We start from the raw sequence: 14626 nt of genomic DNA on the forward strand, positions 1-14626 counted from the left end.
GCTGCAACGCCTCCCGCTGGCCAGGTTCAAGAGTGGGTCTCAGCCCAGGACTCCGAACCTCTCCAACCCCGCTGAAGGCCCACGGCCAGGCCCATCTGGGGTTGTCGTTAACGCTCTCTTAGTGGAATTCAAGCAGTGGTCGGAACTAGTTTTAGGGTGGACGCTGAACCATTGAGTTGAACCGACCGTCCTCCCGCGCCCACGATCAATGACATCTGCGCCCCACAAAGATCAATTCACGTTGCGGCGCAGGCCAGCGTCAGATCGCCTGATCGACAGTGGTTTTCGCAACCTCACGATCGTACTTGCCTCCTTTGTTGCGATTACCCTGCTGGCGATTTTCGTCACTGTTTTCCAGGGTGCTAGGGAGGCGATGCATGAGTTTGGCCTCTCTTTCCTGACCACCTCCAGCTGGAACCCCGTTGACAACGAATACGGGGCGTTCACGGCCATTTATGGCACTTTGGTGTCTTCGATCATGGCTCTGGTGATTGCCGTCCCGCTCGGGGTCGGTACCGCTATCTTCATCACTGAAAATCTCATTCCCCTGCGCTGGCGCGAGGTGATCGGGGTGATGGTGGAGCTGCTCGCCGCCATTCCATCGGTGGTGCTGGGCTTGTGGGCCATCTTCGTGATGGAGCCGTTCGTGCGGCCCTTTCTGCAATTCATTTACGACACGCTGGGCTGGCTGCCGATCTTCAACTCTCCGCCCCAGGGGCCGGGCATGGCGCCGGCGATCATCATTCTGGTGGTGATGATTCTGCCGATCATCACGTCGATTTCACGGGACGCCCTCAACCAGGTTCCAACGGAACTGCGCCAGGGGGCCTATGGGGTGGGCAGCACACGATGGGTGGCGATTCTCAGCGTGATCCTTCCAGCTGCCGTGTCATCGATCGTGGGCGGGATCATGCTCGCTCTCGGACGGGCCATGGGAGAAACCATGGCCGTCACCATGATTATCGGCAATTCCAACAATTTCAGTTTTTCCTTGCTGGCACCCGGCAACACCATCGCTTCAATGCTCGCCAACCAGTTCGGCGAGGCTGATGGCGTGCAGGTTTCGGCACTTCTTTATGCCGCTTTGATTCTGATGGTGCTCACCTTCACGGTGAACATCATTGCGCAGTGGATCATCAAGAAACTCAGCCTTAAATACTGAATCCCATGACCACCGCCTTTCCTGCTGCTTCCAAGTCGCTGCGGTTCAACCCCTCGCTCAAGCGCAACCGCCTGGATCAATCCCTGACTGCCCTCGCTGGAGTTTTCAGCACCATCGCGGTGCTGCCTCTGGTTCTTGTTCTCCTCTATGTGCTCCTTCAGGGAGGGCGCCTGATCAGCATCAACCTGTTCACCCAGCTGCCGCCGGCGCCGGGTCTGGAAGGAGGTGGGATCGGCAACGCTCTGATCGGTACCGTCACGGTGACGTTCATTGCTTCGCTGATCGCCATCCCTGTGGGTGTGGGTGGAGGCGTGTTCCTCGCCGAATACTCCAAGGGAGGCTGGTTTGCGCAGTTCATACGCGTCGGCAACGACATTCTTGCCGGCGTTCCTTCGATCATCGCTGGCGTGTTCGTGTATGGCGCGATCGTGGCAACGCGGATCTTCTTCGGTCAGTCGTATTCAGCGGCGGCCGGCGGTATTGCTCTGGCGGTGCTCATGCTGCCCACGGTGATCAAAACTACCGATGAGGGTCTCAAGCTGGTTCCTCGCGAGCTCACCTGGGGGGCAATCGGCGTGGGCGCCTCCAAGTTCGTGACCATCACCCGCATCACCCTGCCGAGTGCCTTCACACCGATTGCCACCGGTGTGGTGCTGGCAATTGCCAGGGCGGCCGGTGAAACCGCACCGCTGATCTTTACAGCCCTCTTCTCTCCCTTCTGGCCGGAGGGCCTCTTCAACCCGATCGCCACCATGTCGGTGTTGATCTTCAACTTTGCGATCATGCCGTTCGAGGCCCAGAACGAATTGGCCTGGGCCGCTTCGTTCGTGCTTGTGGTGATGATCCTCGCGGCGAATCTCTTTGCCCGCTGGCTGCGCCGCTTCGCCTCTAAGTAAGACGGCAAGGCCCCTCCCCTCCACCTCTCTTCGCCTTCGATCCCACCCACCACCTGATCCCATGACCTCGACCCTGCAAGCGAAACCGGCTCCCAGCACCTGTCTGGCCCTTGAGGACGTCACGATCAGCTACGGCAGCTTCGAGGCGGTGCGGAACGTTCACATGGAGATTCCCGCTGGCAAGGTCACGGCCTTCATCGGACCCTCGGGTTGCGGCAAGTCCACCGTGTTGCGAGCCCTCAACCGCATGAACGATCTGATCGAGGGCTGTAGCTTGAAAGGCCGGGTGGTGTTCGACTCCCAGGACATCTATGCCAAGGAGGTGGATCCGGTGGAGGTGAGGCGGCGCATCGGCATGGTGTTCCAGAAGCCGAACCCGTTCCCCAAATCGATCTACGAAAACATCGCCTTCGGTGCCCGGATTAACGGCTACAAGGGCGACATGGATGAGCTGGTGGAGCGCTCCCTGCGCAAGGCCTTCATCTGGGATGAAACCAAGGACAAGCTCAAGGAGAGCGGAAATGCCCTTTCCGGCGGTCAGCAGCAGCGCCTGTGCATCGCGCGTGCGATTGCGGTGGAACCTGAAGTGATCCTGATGGATGAGCCCTGCTCAGCGCTGGATCCGATCTCCACCTTGAAGATTGAGGAGTTGATGCACGAACTCAAGAAGACCTTCTCGATCGTGATCGTCACCCACAACATGCAGCAGGCTGTGCGGGTCTCTGATCAGACCGCCTTCTTCAACGCGGAAGCCGTGGAAGGTGGCAGTGGCAAGGTGGGTTATCTGGTGGAGTTCAATGACACTGAGCGCATCTTCAACGCTCCGGTGCAACAAGCCACCCAGGACTATGTGACTGGCCGTTTCGGCTGATCAACATCTTTCTTCAACCCCTTGGTTCGCTGCCTGCCCGGTCGCGAACCGAGGGTTATGTTTTGAAATGGATTGCCGGCTCAACCGGCACCTGTCTGGCCGTGCGCTGCTGGGTATCACCCCGCAGCTACAAAAAAAGACCGGCGCTAAGGCCGGTCTTGGTGAATCTGGACGGAGAGGGAGGGATTCGAACCCTCGATAGAGTTGCCCCTATACAGCATTTCCAGTGCTGCGCCTTCGACCACTCGGCCACCTCTCCAGCGGCTGTCATGGGGCAGGTGGCAATGTAGCAGCAGGCCGTTTGTGGTTCACGTCAGGCGATGACCAAGCGTTTTCCGATCACGGTGCACTGGCGCCAGCAGAACAGGGTGATCCGGCTGGATGTACCGGAGGGGGAGTACGTGCTGCGCAGCTTTGAGCAGCAGGGCCAGCCGCTGCCGTTCAGCTGCCGCAATGGCTGCTGCACGGCCTGCGCCGTGCGCGTGCTCTCGGGTGAGATCGATCAGCGCGAAGCGCTCGGCCTCTCGCAGGAGCTGCGCAAGCGCGGCTATGGCTTGCTCTGCGTGGCCCGCGCCACCGGTCCCCTGGAGGTGGAAACCCAGGAGGAGGATGAGGTCTACGACCTGCAGTTCGGCCGCCACTTCGGACGTGGCCGCATTCGCCCCGGCCTGCCGATCGAAGAGGAGTGAGCCCCCAGCCATGCCCCTTCAGCCATAAACGCCCAGCCATACCTCCCCAGCCATGACCATCAGCCTCCAGCCACCGGCCGCCGGCCATCCCTGTCTTTCCCAGCAGGCTCTGCAGGCCTCTGGCCTCAGCGTTGGGGACCTGGAGCGTCTGGCCGGGGTAGCCCGCCGGGCTGCCGCCGCCGGTGGCGCCGAGCTCACGCGTCATTTCGGCAAGCTGCGCCAGATCCGGGAGAAGGGCCGCGCCGGGGATCTGGTCACCGAGGCCGACCTGGCGGCTGAGCAGGCGGTGCTCGCTGTGCTCGCCGCTGAGAGTGCCGGTGTAGCCGTGCTTGCGGAAGAGAGCGGCCACAGTGCCACCCGCTCCGACCTGGAGTGGTGCGTGGACCCGCTCGATGGCACCACCAACTTCGCTCACTCCTTCCCGCTGTTCGCCACCTCGGTGGGTCTCACCTGGCGGGGCACGCCGCTGCTGGGGGCAATCGAAGTGCCGGCCCTGGCGGAGCACTACTGGGCGGCGCCTGGCCTGGGCGCCTGGTGCAACGACCAGCCGATCCAGGTGAGCGGCTGCACCGAGCTCTCCGCCTCCCTGCTTGTCACCGGTTTCGCCTACGACCGCACCACCCAGCCCGACACCAACTACACCGAGTTCTGCTGGTTCACCCACCGCAGCCATGGGGTGCGCCGCGGCGGGGCTGCCGCCGTGGATCTGGCCTTCGTGGCGGCCGGCCGACTCGATGGTTACTGGGAGCGCGGACTTTCCCCGTGGGATCTGGCCGCCGGCGTGGTGCTGGTGGAGCAGGCGGGAGGCATCGTCAGTGCCTACGACGGCACGCCGTTGGTGCTGGCCGACGGGCGGCTGATCGCCACCACCCCCGGCCTTCATCGCGCCCTGATGGATGGGTTGGCCCAGTGCCGACCGTTGCCAGGCGCATTGTTCGGCGCCCCCGAGCTCTGAGCGGGCCCCACGCCGCTCCATAGGATCCAGCCGCTCCCCTTCACTTTCCTCTGATTTCCCATGGCCCTGCAACCCGCCGCCGGCGCCAGGGATCTCAATCCCGTCCAGGTGGGCGGCAACCGGCGCCTGCGCGAGCGTCTGGCGGAGGTTTATCGGCTCTGGGGTTACCAGGAAGTGGCGCCCCCGTCGGTGGAACGGCTCGACACGCTGCAAGCCGGCGGCGGCATCGCCGAGCAGGACGTGGTGCGCCTCGCGGCGGAAGAACCGCTGGGCCTGCGGCCTGAGTTCACGGCCTCAATCGCCCGGGCGGCCTCCACCCGCATGGCTGCGCGCCCACGGCCGCTGCGCCTCTGGGCGGAAGGGCCCACCTTCCGCGCCCTCGTGGGTGATGCGGGCGGGCAACGCATCAGTGAGCAACTGCAGAGCGGTGTGGAGCTGCTCGGGGTGCCCACGGCCTCCGCCGATGTGGAGCTGATCCGCCTGCTGCTGGCCTGCACCGAAACGGTCGGGTTGGAGCCCAGCCATGAACCCCAGCTGCTGGTGGGCCACCACGGGCTGCTCAGCACCTTGCTCGAACGCTTGCCTTCCCAGCACCGCACTGCCTGTCGCCGTGCCCTCACGGGCTTCGATCCGCTGGCCCTGGCTGCCATTCCGCTGGAGCCTGTGGAACAGGCGCAGCTGCAGGCCCTGCTGCGCCTGCGCGGCGAACCGGCCTGGGTGCTGAAGGAACTGGAGCGGCACCTGGGGACCAGCCCACTGCTGACGGAGCTGGCCACCACGCTGGAGCTGGTACGCCCAGCGGCCGAGCGCCTTGGGGTGCAACTGCAGCTGGATCCCAGCTTCCAGCCCCACTTCGATCTCTACGACGGCATCGTGCTCAAGCTGGTGTGTCGCGGTGCGGCGGCACCGGTGGATGTGGCCAGCGGCGGCCGCTACGACGCCCTGGTGGGTCGCTTCTGCGCCGATGCGGCCCTGGCCGCGGGTGTGGGTTTCGCCTTTTCGATCGAAGACATCCGCGAGCTGCTCAACGGCACCCCCGGCAGCAAGGAAGCGACCAGGCTGGCGGAGCGCCCGCTGCTGGTGGCCTACAGCCACCCCGGCGGACTCGCTTCTGCCCTGGAAAGGCTCGATCAGCTCCATGCTCAGGGCCGCGCTGCCGAGCTGCTGCCGGAGCCGCTCGGCTCGCACACTGAGGCTGAGGCGGTCGCCTTCAGCCGCGACAGCCAAGGGCTGGAGTGGCTTGGCTGAGCCGGAGCAGGGCCTGGCGGATTTCTAGGATCGCGCCACGCTTGCGCCCGCCCCGTCATGGCCCACACGATCCTCACCGATGTCTGCGAGGGCGTGGCCGATTGCGTGGATGCCTGTCCAGTGGCCTGCATCAAGCCGGGCTCGGGAGCCAACAGCAAAGGCACTTCCTTTTACTGGATCGAATTTGACACCTGCATCGACTGCGGCATCTGCCTGCAGGTGTGCCCGGTGGAGGGGGCGATCGTGCCGGAGGAGCGGCCGGCCGAGCAGCGTCGCAGCTGAGGTGTCACCCTCCCGCCACCGGCATCCGCTCTGGACGCGGGCCTTCCACGGGTTCAACCTGGTGGTGTTTCTGGTGATGGCTGCCAGCGGTCTACAGATTTACAACGCCCATCCCGCGTTCGGTGGTCGTGGCGGCGCCACCGTGCCGGAGCTGTTCACCCTGGGCGGTTGGCTGGCCGGCGGACGCGACTGGCACTTCGGCTTCATGGGCCTCTGCGCTTGAACCTTGGACTCTGGATCGCCCTGCTGATCCAGCGGCGCCGCGACCGGCTGGCGCAGAGCAGCGATCTGGCCACGCTGAACGCGAGTTCGAATCTGGCCAGGCGACGCCTGTCGGCGCATCGCCTGATCTACACCTTGATGCTTGTTCTGCTGGCCTTTGCGCTGATGACGGGCCTGGCGATGTACAAGCCGGCTCAGTTCTGGTGGCTGTCGGGCCTGTTCAGCTTCGGGGAACTGTTCGGTGCCACCAGCTGGCACACCTTGCGTGTGGCTCACCTGGCCACGATTCCCGCCATCGCTGTCCTCACCCTGGCCCATGCCACCCTCTCCTGGCGCGTCGGAGGATGGCGGCTCTGGCGCTCCATGCTCGCTTGACACCGCAGAGCCCCTGGCTGACCCGCCGGCAATTGCTAGGCCTGGGTTACAGCGGTGGAGCTCCTTTGCTGCTGGGCGGGTGCGCTCTCAATCGCTTCAGCGAGCAGGTGGGGAAGGCCACTCTGCGTTGAACGAGCGTCTCGAAGCGTTGCTGCAGGGGAAGGGCAAGGTGCCGGAGTTTCGCCGGGGTCAGGTGGATCCTGCGGCGCTGTTGGTGAACAGCTTCAACGGTGTGCCGCGGCTGGATCCTGCGCGCTACCGGTTGCGCGTGGATGGGCTGGTGCGCCAGCAGCTGCAGTTGAATCTGGCCGATCTGGCCGCTCTGCCCCAGCACGAGATCACCATCCGCCATGTGTGCGTGGAGGGTTGGGCGGCGATCGTGTGCTGGTCGGGGGTGCGGCTCGCCGATGTGCTGGCACTGGCTGGATTTTCCAGCCTGGGCGGCTACGTGGCGATCGAATCCGCCGATCAGTTCTTCACCACCTGGGACATCGCTTCCGCGCTGCATCCCCAGACCCTGCTGGCCACCGGCATGAACGGTGCGCCGCTGCCGGTGGCCAATGGTGCCCCCCCGCGCCTCGCCTCGCGGATCAAGCTGGGTTACAAACTCAGTAAATGGGTGACGGGGCTTGAGGTGATCAGCTCACTCGACCCGTTGCGGCGCGGCACCTGGGAAGACAACGGCTACGAGTGGTTTGCCGGGCTTTGAGCGGAATTGAGCAACGAACTCCGCCCTCATGCGCCGAGGTGTGTATTCCCACCAGGGGATTCAGCATCCGCTCAGAGCCATGCCTGAGCTGCTGACTGGGCTGTTGCTGTTGAGTGCGTGGCCACAACGTGCGGTTGGAGCTAAAGACGGCTGATGCACCAACGACTGGCAATGGACCGGATCCGTCGGCAGCGAAAGAGTCTTCATCAGCTTGCCATCTGTCCGGACCATCCATGCTCCTATCCCCAGGGATGTTGCTCTGTATCCCCCCAGATGGCTCGATGCTCCGCGTAAGGCTCCGCGCTCATCCCATGCCAGGCAAGAAGGAATCAGATCCCCGTTGGCTTGTGGCCGGTGAAAGCAATCTCAGCGCTGAGGACTATCCCCCCTTGCAAGGTCCATCCGGCTGCCCACTTCATCCGTTCAGATGGCCATCGCTGGCGGATGACCATCCCTGCTCCAAAGCGTCGCCTGGTGCTGCTGGGCTCCGCATGGCCGCGCAACCGGCAGGCCGCCACAGCGTGCCCAAGGGGTAGGCGCAAGCACCCATGCAAGGCGCGGCAAGGACCTGGACCTGCACTGGTGGCTCCCCTCCATGCGCTTGGCACGCCTCAATGGCGCCCGCGCCGCCCGCGATGCCCTTGCCACCACACCAGGGGTTCGGAGACCCCTCCCTGCCACGGCTTGAGCCGGTCCAGGGGGATCCCTAAGGTCGCTTCAGTGACTCAACTGCCATGACGGTGCTGGAACAGGGCCAGATTCAGATCCACACCGAGAACATCTTTCCGATCATCAAGAAGGCCGTGTATTCCGGCCATGAGGTGTTCCTGCGGGAGCTGGTGAGCAATGGGGTGGATGCCATCAGCAAGCGCCGCATGGCAGCGATGGCTGGAGATTGCAGCGAGGGTGAGGAAGGCCGGATTCAGATCCGCATTGATCGCGAAGCCAAGACCCTCACCATCAGCGACAACGGCATCGGCATGACGGCCGATGAGGTGAAGCGCTACATCAACCAGGTGGCCTTCTCCAGCGCCGAGGAGTTCCTGGAGAAATACAAACGGGAAGACGACGCCATCATCGGCCATTTTGGCCTTGGCTTCTACTCCAGCTTCATGGTGGCGGCAAAGGTGGAGCTGGTGAGCCTGAGCGCACGCCCCGAATCCGAGGCTGTGCGCTGGAGCTGCGACGGCTCCCCCAACTTCAGCCTCGAATCGGGCGAACGCGCCGAGCCTGGCACCGATGTGATCCTGCACCTGCAGGAGGAGGAGATGGAATACATCGAGCCATCCCGCATTCGCTCGCTGATCACCACCTACTGCGATTTCCTGCCGGTGGAAGTGCAGTTGGAAGGCGAAACGGTCAACAAGCGGCAGGCACCGTGGCGCCAGAGCGCCCGCGACCTCACTGAGAATGACTACATCGAGCTCTACCGCTATCTCTACCCCTTCCAGGGTGATCCCCTGCTCTGGGTTCACCTCAACACCGACTACCCCTACAACCTTCAAGGCATTCTCTACTTCCCCAAACTCACAGGCCGGGGTGATTGGGAGAAAGGCGAAATTCGCCTTTACTGCAACCAGGTGTTCGTCAGCGATTCGATCAAGGAGGTGGTGCCCCGCTACCTGCTGCCGCTGCGCGGCGTGATCGACTCTCCCGACATCCCCCTCAACGTCAGCCGCTCCGCCCTGCAGACCGACCGGCGCGTGCGCTCGATCGGTGGCTTTGTGGCCAAGAAGGTGGGTGACCGGCTCAAGCAGCTCCAGAAGGACGAACCGACCCGCTACGCCGAGATCTGGGAGGGCATCGCTCCCTTCATCAAGATCGGCGCCATGGAAGACGACAAGTTCGCCGAGCAGGTGGCGGATCTGGTGCTGTTCGGCACCACGGCCGCTGCCGCCGACCCCGAGCCGATCGCCGTGGGCGGTAAGGCGTTCACCACCCTCGCCGCCTACCGCAGCCGGCTAGCGCCTGAGAACGACAAGCGCATCCTCTATTGCACCGATGAGGCCGGCCAGGCCGGAGCGCTGGCCCTGTGGCAAAGCCAGGGCGCCGAGGTGCTCCTGGCCGATGCCCTGATCGATGCCCAGTTCATCCCCTGGCTGGAGGCACGCCACGAGGAGCTCACCTTCAACCGCGTTGACGCCGAACTCGACGACAGCCTCCAGGAGAAGGAGAGCGAGCTCACCGATTCCCAGGGGAAGGACAGCTCCGAGCAGCTGCGCAGTCTCTTCAAGCAGGCCTTGGCCAACGACAAGGTGACCATTCAGGTGCAGGCCCTCAAGGGGGACAACGCCCCAGCCGCCTTGATCCTTTTGCCGGAGCAGATGCGGCGCATCAATGACATGGGCGCCTTCATGGAGCAACGTCTGCCCGGCCTGCCCGACCACCACGTGCTGCTGATCAACCGCCGCCATGCCCTGGTGGAGGGGCTCCTCAAGCTGTCCGCCGGCGCCGTGATCACCGGTGGCGGGAGCTCCCCCAGCCAGCAGCTCGCCGACGACCTCAGCCGTCACATCTACGAGCTGGCCCGCCTTTCGGTGGGAGGCCTTGAACCCAACGAGCTGGCGGGCTTCCAGCAGCGCAGCTCCAACCTGATGGGTCGCCTCATGGAGCGGGGCCTCTGAGGCCTCGCCTCCTCTTTGCTAGATTCGCCCCTTCGGGCCTGGCCCGTTTGTCATTTTCAGCAGCTGAACGTCATGTCCCGGGTTTGCCAACTCACCGGTAAGCGTGCCAACAACGGCATGGCGGTCAGCCATTCCCACGTGCGCACCAAGAAGCTCCAGCAGGTGAATCTGCAGGAGCGTCGCCTGTGGTGGGCTGAAGGCAACCGCTGGGTGAAGCTGCGCGTGGCCACCCGCACCCTTCGCACCATCCAGAAGAAGGGTCTGGGCGCCTACGCCCGCGAACTGGGCATCAACCTGGCCAAAATCTGAGCCGGTACGTCCCGGTTTGGTGAAGCGTCGACGACTCCTGCAGGGTTCCGCCCTGTTTGTATCCGCATGGCTGGGCCGACCGCGTGCGGCCATAGCGATGGGTGGAACCCTTCCGGAGCTCGACCGTCCAGCTCCTTCGTTTCGTTTGCCGGCCTTCACGGCCGATCAGCTGGAACCCACCACCCTCGGGCTTGAAGATTTCCGCGGCCGCTGGCTCGCGCTCTTCTTTTATCCCAAGGATTTCACCGGCGGTTGCACGCTGGAAGCGAGAGGCTTTCAGAACGATCTGGCCAGCTTCCACAGCCTTCAGGCTGAGGTGGTTGGTATCAGCGCCGATGCACTCGATGATCACGCCGCCTTCTGCGACAGCGAGGGACTGGCCTTTCCACTGCTTTCCGACCCCGGCGGCAAGGTGAGCCAGCGTTACGGCTCCTGGCTGCCGCCCTTTTCCCAGCGTCACACGTTCCTGATCGATCCTGAAGGGATGCTGCGTACCCGCTGGGTGGCCGTGCGCCCCAGCGGCCACAGCAAGGAAGTGCTTGATGAACTCGAGCGCCTTCGCGGGCTATCCAGCGGTTCGCTCACCACCTGATGGTGGAGTGGACCCGCCGAACTTGCGGCAGCGAGCATGGGGTGAGCGTTCTGCTGCGTGCATCTGGTGAGAGGGACGCAGAGTGCCTCTTCTGCACCCTGCACGTTGTACGTGCCATCCACCGTGCCAAGACCTCAACATTCGGTTGACGTGAGGCTCAGGAAACAGCAGCGTTCTGCTGCACCCCGATTCTCTCTCCGTGCCTGAGAGCCTCGCCCTGATCACTGCGATCGTCGTTCCGTTCATCTTCAAGCTGGTGGGCGCTGTTGCCCTCTGGATTGCCGGCGGCTGGCTCATCACCCTGGCCGTGCGCCTGTTGCGCAGCTCTCTGCGCCACAGCAGCCTCGACGCGACGGTGGTGTCTTACCTGCTCAACATCCTCGCGGCAGTGCTGCGGGTGATCCTGGTGGTGGCCATCCTTGGCTTCTTCGGCATTGAAACGGCCAGCTTCGCCGCCCTACTGGCCGGTGCAGGCGTGGCCATCGGCGCGGCCTGGAGCGGCATGCTTGGCAATTTCGCCGCCGGGGTGTTCCTCCAGGTCTTCCGCCCCTTCAGCGTGGGCGATTTCATCACTGCCGCCGGCGTCACCGGCACCGTGGAGGAAATCGGCATGTTCGTGAGCTCGGTGCTCTCTCCCGATAATGTCCGCAATATCATTCCCAACGGCAAGCTCTTCAGCGACAACATCCAGAACTATTCCGTGCATCCGTTCCGACGGGTGGAACTGGTGGCCCAGCTCGACAACAGCGCCGATGTGGCCCGTGCCGTTGCCCTGCTCAAGGAGGGCATCAAGAGCGTTCCCAACCAGTACGACGGCATGCCGGCAGATGTGGAGGTGCTGGAGTTCACCGAGCGCGGCCCGAAACTTGCCGTTCGCCCTTACACCCATACGGACAACTACTGGCAGGTCTACTTCGACACCAACCGCATGATCGTGGATGTGCTGGGCAGCAATGGCTTCCCGGTGCCGCGCATCCCGCTGGCGATGGCCGCTCCTGCCAGCAACTAGAAGGCTGCGGTCACTGGCCGCTGACCACCGTCCGCGGCCAGGTTCACGGCTTTTCGAAGAAGCCGAGCGTGCTCAGCCAGTAGGCCATCGCCCCCAGCGGGATCAGCACGCTGAGCAGGATCTGCAGTTTCACGCGGTCCATCGGAGAGGTGCAAAGGTCACCGGCTTGCCAGTCAAACCACCCGCCAAGCCGGCCGCGAGCCACAGACGGCAAACAGGTGTGGCTCGAGCCGGATACTGCCAACAATTCCGTTGCCAGCCGGATGTGGCAGCAATTCTGATGCGTCCCGTGGGGCCGTCGTCCTTCGGTTCTGCGAGCCGAAGCCGGTAGTCAGCCCAGCTGCTGATGCAGCAACGCAGCGTGAACTGCCGTTTGCTGGCGCAACTGCTCAATGGTGGCTCCTGCCGGGGGAATCTCGGCAGCGCTCAGCCAGCTCTGCGCCAGGGGTCCTGTCTGGTGCGCCGCCAGGGCCGTTGCTTCCAGATCGATGCAGGGGCAGGCGAGAGCATCAGCGGCCCTCCTCACCTTGGGGTCGTAGCTGAGTGCTGCGCAGGGGGCTCCTGCCAGGGCCGCCAGGATCAGGCCATGCAGCCGCATCGACACCACCAGCGCGGCCCCATGGAACTGCTCGCAGGCCTCCTCTGGAGTCCTCACCTGCAGCTCCCGGCTGCGGGCCTCAAGCCCCTGCGGCAAGAGACCCCTCTCCTTCAACTCCTGCAGCAAGCCCGTGTCCTGCTCCCGGTGGAAGGGCAGCCAGTGCACCGGCCGGTCCAGGCGGCGCGCCACCTGGTCAAGGGCCTGCAGCAGCACGGCCCAGCCGCTGTCATTGAGCAGCCTGGTGGGGCGCCAGCACAGCACGATCGGTCCGCCCGGCCCCTGCCAGCACTGAGCCGGCAACGACCACACCGGATCACTGCCCACTGGCGCCTGCACACCCCACTCAGCAGCCAGGGCCGCTGAACCGGCATCCCGCCAGGTGATCCCCTGCACCAGAGGCAGCAGGCGCTGCACCAGCAGCCGGCTGCGGCGGCGGCGCAGTGGGCCCAGCCCCTGTCCCCAAAGCAGCACAGGCAGGCCAGCCAGGCGCGCCCGCAGGATCAGTCCGGTGTAATAGATCAGGCTGCCGAAGCTGGTGACGTCCTGCAGCAGGCTGCCGCCACCCAGCACCAGCGCATCGCAGCCACCCAGGGCCTGCAACACCGACGCCAGGCGCCGACGGTCCACGGTGCGCACCCCGAAGCAGCGCTCCACCTCCTCGCGATCGAATGCGGTCACGAGTGGATCGCATCCCGCTGGCAGCTGCGCCAGCAAGGCGGTGAGCAGGGCATCGTCGCCGAGGTTGTGCTCGCCGTAGTAGCCGCAGAGCAGGGGACGGTTCGGCATCAGGGGGTCGGCATCAGTCGGGCTGCCAGTGACGTGGCAGGCAGGGGCGCCGGCAGGCAGGGGCGAGACCGGAACTGCCAACGCTGGCATGGTCGCAGCGGGCTCCTTCATGATGAGGCCACTCAAGCGGACGCTCCGATGCACGCGCTCTCGCTGCCCACCTGGTGGATCCACATCGCCTCGGTGCTGGAGTGGATGCTCGCCATCGCAGCGATCGTGCGCTGGGGGGAACGGCGCCATGAACCGCAGTGGCGCTGGCTGGCCCTGGCCATGCTGCCTGCCCTTGTGAGCGCCATGGCGGCCTGCACCTGGCACCTGTTCGACAACACCGAAGCTCTGCGTGGCCTGGTGGTGTTTCAGGCCTTCACCACCTTGGTCGGCAACATCGCACTGGCGGTAGCTGGCTGGCAGTTGCTGCCGTCCCCGCGTCAGGCCTGACGGGGATCATGCCGCTTCTTGTCATTCCGTTGCCTGTCATCGCTCTGCTCACTGCCCCCCTCCACTCCTTCAATCAGCTTGCTGCCCCTTTCCATGCGTTCGTCATGGCCAGCAGCGCTGCAGGCAGCTCCGGTCTGAGCGGGGCCGTTGGCGCTGTTCAGGATGGATGGCGCCACGGCCTCGGGTTGCTGCAACCGCTGGCAGCTGTGGATCCTGCGCCCCTGTTCGTGCTCTCCTTGCTGCCCTACCTGGCCTTCCTGCGCTGGGCCGGTCGCAGCGGCCGCTTCCCGCCGCTGGCCTTGCGAGGCTTTCAGTTCACGCTGGTGTTCGTGGCCGTCACGATCGTGGCCGCGGTGGTGGCAGAACTCCGTTTTGGCCAGCAGCTGGCGGATGTGGACCCCTTGCATGGCGCTGCCGAGGCCTTCCTCACCGTGGCCAATCTGATGGTGTTGCTGGGTTTCAGCACCGCCTCCGCGGACGGCCCACCGCCTCAGGGCCATGAACAAGTTTTACGCCCGGGTGAGGATGGAGTGGTTCACCCGGAAGATGGGGCGTCGGTTTCAGATCCAAGATGATCGCTCCGCTCCTCGCGCTTGCCCCCGCTTCGATTTCCTGGTCACCGAAAGTGGCTCTGGTGATGATTGTCTGCAATGTGATTGCCATCGGCATCGGCAAGGCCACCATCAAGTACCCCTCCGAAGGCGCCCAGCTGCCCAGCCCGCAGTTCTTCGGCGGCCTGAGCCATGCCTCCCTGCTGGCCACCACCAGCCTGGGCCACATCTTCGGCATCGGCGCCATTCAGGGCCTGGCCTCCCGGGGTGTGCTCTGAGTTCACGGCCCGAGTGGGTGGCGCTTCAGCGC

18 protein-coding genes and 1 tRNA gene are annotated in these 14626 nt (G+C 64.5%); 17 read left to right on the top strand and 2 right to left on the bottom strand.

From position 1 onward, the window contains the following. Positions 1-208: 208 nt before the first annotated feature. The 3 genes from pstC to pstB all read left to right on the top strand — a co-directional run bounded on the left by pstC (position 209) and on the right by pstB (position 2929). Positions 209-1162 carry a phosphate ABC transporter permease subunit PstC gene (gene pstC, locus KQ303_RS00110; RefSeq protein WP_259728662.1) on the top strand — a complete coding sequence of 318 codons (954 nt, stop codon included), beginning with the start codon at positions 209-211 and terminating at the stop codon, positions 1160-1162. 5 nt (positions 1163-1167) lie between these two features. Then, positions 1168-2058, top strand: coding sequence for a phosphate ABC transporter permease PstA (pstA, locus tag KQ303_RS00115; protein ID WP_259728663.1), 891 nt, complete (start codon positions 1168-1170; stop codon positions 2056-2058). 61 nt (positions 2059-2119) lie between these two features. After that, the gene (gene pstB, locus KQ303_RS00120) at positions 2120-2929 is read left to right on the top strand and encodes a phosphate ABC transporter ATP-binding protein PstB (RefSeq protein WP_259728664.1); all 810 of its coding nucleotides are present in this window, start codon (positions 2120-2122) and stop codon (positions 2927-2929) included. Between the two features lie 172 nt (positions 2930-3101). Here the strand turns inward: pstB and KQ303_RS00125 are convergent. Beyond that, positions 3102-3188, bottom strand: a tRNA-Ser gene (locus KQ303_RS00125). Between the two features lie 61 nt (positions 3189-3249). Here KQ303_RS00125 and KQ303_RS00130 point away from each other — a divergent pair. The 11 genes from KQ303_RS00130 (at position 3250) to KQ303_RS00180 (ending at position 11943) form a co-directional block, all read left to right on the top strand. After that, a complete protein-coding gene (locus KQ303_RS00130) occupies positions 3250-3618 on the top strand; it encodes a 2Fe-2S iron-sulfur cluster-binding protein (protein ID WP_259728665.1) in 369 nt (122 codons plus the stop codon). A 52-nt stretch (positions 3619-3670) separates the two neighbouring features. Continuing rightward, complete coding sequence (locus tag KQ303_RS00135; RefSeq protein WP_259728666.1) at positions 3671-4573, top strand: inositol monophosphatase family protein; 903 nt, start codon at positions 3671-3673, stop codon at positions 4571-4573. Between the two features lie 60 nt (positions 4574-4633). Further along, positions 4634-5821 carry an ATP phosphoribosyltransferase regulatory subunit gene (locus KQ303_RS00140; protein ID WP_259728667.1) on the top strand — a complete coding sequence of 396 codons (1188 nt, stop codon included), beginning with the start codon at positions 4634-4636 and terminating at the stop codon, positions 5819-5821. Between the two features lie 57 nt (positions 5822-5878). Continuing rightward, on the top strand, positions 5879-6103 hold the full coding sequence (locus KQ303_RS00145) for a ferredoxin family protein (protein WP_259728668.1): 225 nt from the start codon (positions 5879-5881) through the stop codon (positions 6101-6103). 1 nt (position 6104) lies between these two features. Beyond that, positions 6105-6326: a hypothetical protein gene (locus KQ303_RS00150; RefSeq protein WP_259728669.1), complete on the top strand. Its 222-nt coding sequence runs from the start codon at positions 6105-6107 to the stop codon at positions 6324-6326. Next, entirely contained in the window at positions 6323-6700 is a 378-nt protein-coding gene (locus KQ303_RS00155; protein ID WP_259728670.1) for a hypothetical protein, read from the top strand. Before KQ303_RS00150 ends, KQ303_RS00155 begins: the two co-directional genes overlap by 4 nt. A 127-nt stretch (positions 6701-6827) precedes the next feature. After that, positions 6828-7409 carry a molybdopterin-dependent oxidoreductase gene (locus KQ303_RS00160; protein WP_259728671.1) on the top strand — a complete coding sequence of 194 codons (582 nt, stop codon included), beginning with the start codon at positions 6828-6830 and terminating at the stop codon, positions 7407-7409. 734 nt (positions 7410-8143) lie between these two features. Continuing rightward, positions 8144-10033 (top strand): molecular chaperone HtpG, encoded by a 1890-nt coding sequence (htpG, locus tag KQ303_RS00165; protein WP_259728672.1) that lies wholly within the window; start codon positions 8144-8146, stop codon positions 10031-10033. Positions 10034-10105: 72 nt separating this feature from the next. Next, positions 10106-10342, top strand: coding sequence for a 50S ribosomal protein L28 (gene rpmB, locus KQ303_RS00170; RefSeq protein WP_094510493.1), 237 nt, complete (start codon positions 10106-10108; stop codon positions 10340-10342). A 19-nt stretch (positions 10343-10361) separates the two neighbouring features. After that, complete coding sequence (locus tag KQ303_RS00175) at positions 10362-10934, top strand: peroxiredoxin (protein ID WP_259728678.1); 573 nt, start codon at positions 10362-10364, stop codon at positions 10932-10934. Positions 10935-11133: 199 nt separating this feature from the next. Then, a complete protein-coding gene (locus tag KQ303_RS00180; protein ID WP_094510495.1) occupies positions 11134-11943 on the top strand; it encodes a mechanosensitive ion channel family protein in 810 nt (269 codons plus the stop codon). A 331-nt stretch (positions 11944-12274) separates the two neighbouring features. On the opposite strand, the gene csaB is transcribed toward KQ303_RS00180, so the two are convergent. Then, positions 12275-13327 carry a polysaccharide pyruvyl transferase CsaB gene (gene csaB / locus KQ303_RS00185; RefSeq protein ID WP_259728673.1) on the bottom strand — a complete coding sequence of 351 codons (1053 nt, stop codon included), beginning with the start codon at positions 13325-13327 and terminating at the stop codon, positions 12275-12277. A 138-nt stretch (positions 13328-13465) separates the two neighbouring features. On the opposite strand from csaB, the gene KQ303_RS00190 reads away from it, so the two are divergent. The 3 genes from KQ303_RS00190 (at position 13466) to psaK (ending at position 14594) form a co-directional block, all read left to right on the top strand. Continuing rightward, on the top strand, positions 13466-13765 hold the full coding sequence (locus KQ303_RS00190; protein ID WP_255100908.1) for a DUF2499 domain-containing protein: 300 nt from the start codon (positions 13466-13468) through the stop codon (positions 13763-13765). A 104-nt stretch (positions 13766-13869) separates the two neighbouring features. Then, positions 13870-14340, top strand: a complete 471-nt coding sequence (locus tag KQ303_RS00195; RefSeq protein WP_311134082.1) for a DUF3593 domain-containing protein — start codon at positions 13870-13872, stop codon at positions 14338-14340. Then, positions 14337-14594, top strand: coding sequence for a photosystem I reaction center subunit PsaK (gene psaK, locus KQ303_RS00200; RefSeq protein ID WP_094510498.1), 258 nt, complete (start codon positions 14337-14339; stop codon positions 14592-14594). The genes KQ303_RS00195 and psaK overlap by 4 nt, the downstream gene beginning before the upstream one ends. The last annotated feature ends 32 nt before the right edge of the window (positions 14595-14626 follow it).

This window comes from Synechococcus sp. CS-1333 (genome assembly GCF_025128015.1).
Lineage (GTDB): Bacteria > Cyanobacteriota > Cyanobacteriia > PCC-6307 > Cyanobiaceae > MW101C3.

Bases quoted from the DNA above. Each gene is read 5' to 3' on its own strand.
- psaK (WP_094510498.1), top strand. From the start codon at position 14,337: ATGATCGCTCCGCTCCTCGCGCTTGCCCCCGCTTCGATTTCCTGGTCA.
- rpmB (WP_094510493.1), top strand. From the start codon at position 10,106: ATGTCCCGGGTTTGCCAACTCACCGGTAAGCGTGCCAACAACGGCATG.
- KQ303_RS00190 (WP_255100908.1), top strand. From the start codon at position 13,466: ATGCACGCGCTCTCGCTGCCCACCTGGTGGATCCACATCGCCTCGGTG.
- KQ303_RS00140 (WP_259728667.1), top strand. From the start codon at position 4,634: ATGGCCCTGCAACCCGCCGCCGGCGCCAGGGATCTCAATCCCGTCCAG.
- KQ303_RS00135 (WP_259728666.1), top strand. From the start codon at position 3,671: ATGACCATCAGCCTCCAGCCACCGGCCGCCGGCCATCCCTGTCTTTCC.
- htpG (WP_259728672.1), top strand. From the start codon at position 8,144: ATGACGGTGCTGGAACAGGGCCAGATTCAGATCCACACCGAGAACATC.
- csaB (WP_259728673.1), bottom strand. From the start codon at position 13,327: ATGCCGAACCGTCCCCTGCTCTGCGGCTACTACGGCGAGCACAACCTC.
- KQ303_RS00195 (WP_311134082.1), top strand. From the start codon at position 13,870: ATGGCCAGCAGCGCTGCAGGCAGCTCCGGTCTGAGCGGGGCCGTTGGC.
- pstA (WP_259728663.1), top strand. From the start codon at position 1,168: ATGACCACCGCCTTTCCTGCTGCTTCCAAGTCGCTGCGGTTCAACCCC.
- pstC (WP_259728662.1), top strand. From the start codon at position 209: ATGACATCTGCGCCCCACAAAGATCAATTCACGTTGCGGCGCAGGCCA.
- pstB (WP_259728664.1), top strand. From the start codon at position 2,120: ATGACCTCGACCCTGCAAGCGAAACCGGCTCCCAGCACCTGTCTGGCC.
- KQ303_RS00145 (WP_259728668.1), top strand. From the start codon at position 5,879: ATGGCCCACACGATCCTCACCGATGTCTGCGAGGGCGTGGCCGATTGC.
- KQ303_RS00130 (WP_259728665.1), top strand. From the start codon at position 3,250: ATGACCAAGCGTTTTCCGATCACGGTGCACTGGCGCCAGCAGAACAGG.